The sequence below is a fragment of the Enterococcus sp. 7E2_DIV0204 genome (assembly GCF_002140855.1).
In the GTDB taxonomy this organism is placed as follows: Bacteria; Bacillota; Bacilli; order Lactobacillales; family Enterococcaceae; genus Enterococcus_L; species Enterococcus_L lemimoniae.
In genome coordinates this window covers 2,403,644-2,408,142 of sequence record NZ_NGKY01000001.1, presented here as the reverse complement: position 1 = coordinate 2,408,142, position 4,499 = coordinate 2,403,644, and the positions used below count along the sequence as shown (strand labels likewise).

The following is a 4,499-nucleotide window of genomic DNA, read 5'->3' as shown; positions in this document are numbered from 1 at the left end:
AGTATATATTTAGTAAAAAGTTTAAGGGGATTTATATGAAAAAAATGTTTTTAACGATGCTAAGTACTCTCTTTAGTCTTACGTTTTTTTGTTTTTGGGATGATGTTCAAGCCGCAGTAGATTATAGTGCGTTTAACTCTACCTATCCAGTTAGCGCCTATTATCCTTACAGTTCCAACAAAGCGAATAATTTAGGAACATATCAATTAATTAACAATGTAAAAAATGATTATTCTACTCCTAATCAAAAACAATATACTACCGCTCCAGATGGTCAGCTTGATTATTTTGGTTTAAATCAATCTTCAAACAAATATTATTCTTGGAATAACACTTCAATTAACAACTCTGGGACTATTTTGGGACCAGATCCATTAGTTACTCCAGGATTACATCCGGCAGTTCCACTTCCAGTCCCTCCAGAGACAATTATTTCTGCCACTGGAGAGTCAAAAACTCTTTATTTTCATTATTATGTAGTACAAGTTGTTAAAAATGACGTAAGATGGTCAACCGAGCAAACGTTTGGTACAAATTACGCTATGCAACCTTTAGATATTTTACCTACTAACACAAATTTTGCTTGGGCTTATTATTCTGAAAGTCCTGGTGCTATCATTAAATATATGACTACAGATGAAACAGAATTGTTTAGAACACCTACAATTGTTGGAGAAATAGGAGAGTCTATTAATTCTGAAGACTTGACTTTCGATGGATATGAATTATTTGAAACACCGGATGCAGCTACTTTTAGTGAAGAAAAAAAAGTTTTAACATATGTTTACAGGAAATTAGTCGATAGTTCCAGCACATCTATTAGCAGTACCAGTTCTACCGATAACTCTAGTGTACCTCCTAATAGTACAAACTCTACCAGCTCTCTTATTAGTACAAATTCTACTGATAACTCTAGTACATCTACATTTAGCACAAGTTCTAGTGAAGATGCTAACCGAACAACTATTAACACTACTAATTCTAGTAATAAACATACTAATACTTATAAAGAATATCCAAAAACAGGTTCTAAAGATTCATCCATTTTATTCACCATAATTGGTAGCCTCTCTATGGTTGGTGCAGTAATCACTTTAAGAAAATACAATAGGTAAAGGTCTCTAAAAAACACCAAAGTTTTTTCTGGTGTTTTTTACTTTTTAAGTCTATTGATAATACCAAAGAAGATCTTTTAGATATATCTTTTTTTAATTAGACATAACGAACAGTAAGCGCATATCCCCCTGTTCTACTTACCAAACTTATGATTATCTATTTACCAATCTATCGATTCTATTTTTAGCTACAATATCTACAGATACTTATATTCAAATTCAAAGCTACTATCAATCCTTTTTATATAATCAATTACTCAAAAAGGATTGATAGACCATTTTCCAAATTCTCATTTTACTCTTCTTCAATTAATTGATCACAGACCCTAGACTTTTTAACATTCAAACCATACTAATAAACTTCGCAATTAAACCTACCCTATTATATTATAAAATAGCGTTTTACTGATAGGGAAACCGCTATTTCTTAAATCTAACGAAACATCCAATTGTAGTCTTTATTTTATACGGAAATACGAATGTAGTATGGTTCAATTAACTCTGCATATTACTGTGCAACCAATTGCAATTTTGAGGCGGTTACCAATGTTCTATAAGTAGCCAAAAAGGGTAGCTAATTTTCGTTACTACACTACCCTTTATAATCGATTATTCAATTTTCTTTACTCTCCCGCCAACAGAATCTGCAAACCGATCCGCTTCTTCTTTATTATTATATAATAATGCTGCAGATTTGATTCGAGTCCGAGTTCCATCTGGCGTTAGATAACCATGGAAAAATTTAATGGCGTACATAACTTTCACCACCTTCCTTGAAGATACCATTTTATTAATAAATTGTTTGAATTTATCACTACGTTTGCTCAATACGCTAGAATTGATAAATCACGTTCTTTGAATATAGAGACTATAGTAAATAAATCGTCCATATTCTTATTCCATGAACTCTTTATAAAGGGGGATTCCATTAGAAATGATTAGAGTATTTTCTTATATCCACTCTGAGAAATTTAAACTATCAATTTTGCAGTCTAATGACAACTATCTGATATTTATACCTTAATTGCCTAAATCATTGAGTATAACGTAATTTTCTAATACCATAAGATTAGATATCATTATTAAGGTTCTGATTAGTGCTTAACAAAAAACTAGTTCCAACTATAGAAAAAGTTGTTAGATTATGAATCATTGATAATGTAGTAGGTGTTAATATATTTAATAAACCAAGTATTATCAAACTACCATTAATAGAAAACGTGATTTTCAAATTTTGTTTTATCTTATTTGATAGTCTATCAACTAAAGAATCCATATATATCAAACTACTTAAATTATTTGATAAAAAAGTGATATCACTTACTTGTCTAGATATATCGGAAGACTCTCCCATAGATATACCAATATCGGCCAATGAAATGGCTGCTGAATCATTTAATCCATCACCGACCATAACCACTGATTGTCCTTCAGATTTTAATCTCTGAACGTAATTAAATTTATCTTCTGGTTGTAAATCTGATCTCACTTCATCGAAAAATAAATCCTTAATTACAGCTTTTGTTCTAATTTCTGTATCACCTGTCAATAAGACTACTTGCTTGTTATTTTTTTTCAAAAAATGTATTGTTTTTTCTGCATCGGTCCTAATGGGTGTATCAATAACAAATATTGCAACCAATAATCTATTATATCCTAGATATAATAGATTATAGTTTTTTTCAAATTTTTGAATAATAGTAGATTGTTTTATAGAAATAAAAACTTTTTCTTCTTTTATAAATTTCATACTTCCAATAACTACAGGTACATTATCTATTGAAGAGCGTATACCTTTTGAAGCAATATGATACAATTCACCATGCATTTCTTCATGGATAATTCCTTGATTTTTAGCTTCAGACACTAATGCATTAGCAATCGGATGATAAACGTGCTCTTCTAAACATGCCCCAATCCTAATTACATCAGATTCTGTATAATCATTAAAAGTAACCACCTCTTTTACTTTGGGTTGAGATGTAGTAATCGTTCCTGTTTTATCAAAAATAAATGTATCCATAGAATTGTATGTGTCAAGGATATTAGAGGATTTGATGACTATGCCATTGTCTAATGCCTCTTTTACAGCGCTTATATAAGCAACTGGTGTCGATAGTTTAACTGAACATGAAAAATCTACCATTAAAAAAGATAAAGTTTTTGAAATAGATCGAGTGAAGACAAAAGTAAGGAACATACCTAAAAAGTTATACTTCACTAAATTATCAGCTGAACTTATTAATTGTTTTTGTTTTGAAGAATAAGGTAGTTCTGAATTGTTGATTAATTCTATTACTTTAATGATACCCGAGTTTGGCGTATCATTTGTAACAGATACGATCAACTCCCCGTTGGTTAGTAGTGTGTTAGCATTAACGACTGTACCAACTTTTTTAGAAACCGGATATGATTCTCCAGTAATAGAACTTTCATCTACAAACCCCTCCCCACCTATCACTTGTCCATCAAATAAAATTTCACTCCCCTCATAAATAATTAGTAAGTCTTCTTTTTTTACATTTGATACACCTATTTCAATTGGGCAATTATCATTTAAAATCCAAACTTTTTCATCAGATTGCTTTAAAGCCAATTCGAGATCTTTAACAGATTTGTTTTTTGACCAGTTTTCTAATTCAGTTCCTAAGCTTAGTAAAAAGGTTATGGTACTTGCTGATTTAAAATCGCCAATTAATAATGATACAATGATAGCTAACCCATCTAATACATCCATGTTCAATCTTTTTTGCTTTAAAGATTTATACATTTCGATAGCAAATGGGATAGATTGATACATTGTGTATACATTACGAAAAAGAGTAGGGATTAGTAATTTTATTAAGGATCGTTTATAAAAATTTTTAGCTATTATATTGTATGGAGTAGCTTCAGCTACTAATTTAGGGTGCTCATAACATTTCTTTAAATATTTACTATCAATATTTTCTAAAAGTGACCGTATTTCATTTTGATTATACTTGTTTTGATAGATTGCAATATGTCTATTATCATTATAAAAATGAACTTTTTTGATAGTAGAATTTTTGCGTATGATATATTCAAGATATTCTTTAATATCTTGATTAAGCTTAAAAGGTAATTCAATTCTAGTTCGATGTTTTGTTGAAAAAACAATTTTATAACTTAGCATCATTATCAATTAGATTTTCTTCAGCATCAACATTGATCATTTCTAAATTACTATTCTTTTCTTCTCTGTTATAAATATCTCTTGCGTTCGCTTGAACATCATCTGCATGTTGCTTAATAGCAGAAAGAGAAGTATCAATACTATCTTTTATCTTAAAAGCTTTTGACAGACCGTGAGAATAGATATTTTTAGCTTCTTTGCTGGATAATAACTTAAACCCTGCACTTCCA

Annotated in this window: 4 protein-coding genes; 1 reads left to right on the top strand and 3 read right to left on the bottom strand. The window is 30.1% G+C overall.

Annotated elements, in window-relative coordinates:
* Window positions 1–1,115, top strand: a 1,115-nt coding sequence (locus A5819_RS11195; protein WP_217809031.1) for a MucBP domain-containing protein, incomplete at its 5' end; no start/stop codon positions are given.
* Window positions 1,116–1,724: 609 nt separating this feature from the next.
* On the opposite strand, the gene A5819_RS19290 is transcribed toward A5819_RS11195, so the two are convergent.
* The 3 genes from A5819_RS19290 to A5819_RS19285 all read right to left on the bottom strand — a co-directional run.
* Window positions 1,725–1,871 carry a hypothetical protein gene (locus tag A5819_RS19290; RefSeq protein ID WP_086353056.1) on the bottom strand — a complete coding sequence of 49 codons (147 nt, stop codon included), beginning with the start codon at window positions 1,869–1,871 and terminating at the stop codon, window positions 1,725–1,727.
* A gap of 313 nt (window positions 1,872–2,184) precedes the next feature.
* Window positions 2,185–4,272, bottom strand: a complete 2,088-nt coding sequence (locus A5819_RS11185) for a heavy metal translocating P-type ATPase (protein WP_086353055.1) — start codon at window positions 4,270–4,272, stop codon at window positions 2,185–2,187.
* The coding region (locus A5819_RS19285) for a DUF6110 family protein (RefSeq protein ID WP_176271414.1) at window positions 4,256–4,499 on the bottom strand (244 nt) is incomplete at its 5' end. The genes A5819_RS11185 and A5819_RS19285, both read right to left, overlap by 17 nt.